We start from the raw sequence: 1,267 nt of genomic DNA on the forward strand, positions 1-1,267 counted from the left end.
AGATCACGCTCTGCACGCAGTGCGCGGCGCGCCGCGAGATCACCGAGAAGGACGTCATCGACGGGGTGCGGATCGCGGGCGCGCAGGTCTTCGTGCAGGAGGCCATGACGGACGGCACGCAGGCGCTCGTCTACTGAGCCGACCGGGCCTACGCTGGACATATGTACGCGCGAAGGCGTCACATCTACTTCGCCATGATGGGCACGTGCATCGCCCTGTTCGTCCTGGCGTGGGCCGTGGTGCGGCTGTGGTCCATTCCGGTCGCCGTCGGGATGTGCGTGGTGGCGATGGTGATCCCGCCGCTCGCCGCGATGGCCGCGAACCGGCGCGGACCCGACGACCGCTGGTGGGACGACCCGTCGGGTGACCCGAAGTCGGACGACTGGTGGGACGAGCTGGACGGCAAACGCCGCCACTGACCAACAGGCGAAAGCCGAAGGACCGCACCCCGTTCCAGTGGCGTCCAACCGTTCCTGATCATCAAGTTTTGCCGGGCCCCGGATACGGGACCGCACTCGACGGCCTGCCCCGAGCGGTCTTGGGCAGACTGGACCGTTGTCCGGCGCCGTCGGCAGAGCGCATCACGTGCGCATTCCCCGGGGCGGACGTGGGTCCTGAGCGCGCGACCGAGGCGGGCTGGAGTGACGACACGGGCGGGCGATGGTCTTCCGTACCGGCCCCGGAATGCGCTCTCACGCACCCGCTGCGGGCGGCTTCCGTCTTCTTGCGGAGTACGGTCTTCTCTGCCCTGCGCCGCGCGCCCAAGCCCTGGCCGCGCCTCCCGAGCACGATCGCCGCAGCGTCGTGCCGGGACGTCTTGTTCGGCTTCGTACTGGTCGCCCTGCGCCAGTGCTGGGCTCCCCAACGACTGGAATAGGCCGGGTCCACCACGATCACAGCCAGGCCCGCCCGATGCGCCATCGCTACCAGCCGGGCAGCGAATCTCGCCGTCGGCATCCCCGCGACAAGAGCCCGGAAACGTCGCCCGCCGCGCCCCATCCAGCCGCACGCCTCACGGCTGGTGTCGAATCCCAGATCCTCAATGACCAGAGCTGTGGCCCCGACGTTCTTGGCATGGTGAATCAGAGTGCTGCAGGCATGCCGGATCTGGGCGTCGCGCCTTGAGTTGGAACCGCGGTAGTCGACCGGAATACGCTCAGGACGACCCACCGGGTTGCCGTGAGTATCAAGACGCCAAGCGGCAAGATGGTCGGCATTGTGATCGACGCCGACCACCCCACCGGCCAGAGCTGACTTCATCAGCTGC

General features: G+C 68.2%; 2 protein-coding genes and 1 pseudogene. 2 read left to right on the forward strand and 1 reads right to left on the reverse strand.

What is annotated here, in order from left to right:
* Nucleotides 1-137 (forward strand): annotated as a pseudogene (locus ACZ5CR_RS45780) (DsrE family protein); the annotation flags it as partial.
* Nucleotides 138-161: 24 nt separating this feature from the next.
* Entirely contained in the window at nt 162-419 is a 258-nt protein-coding gene (locus ACZ5CR_RS45785; RefSeq protein WP_468869783.1) for a DUF3099 domain-containing protein, read from the forward strand.
* 61 nt (nt 420-480) lie between these two features.
* On the opposite strand, the gene ACZ5CR_RS45790 is transcribed toward ACZ5CR_RS45785, so the two are convergent.
* Nucleotides 481-1,267 (reverse strand): nuclease/transposase family protein (locus tag ACZ5CR_RS45790; RefSeq protein WP_468869786.1); only part of this gene is annotated, 787 nt, incomplete at its 5' end.

The sequence above is a fragment of the Streptomyces sp. NPDC031274 genome (assembly GCF_055570235.1).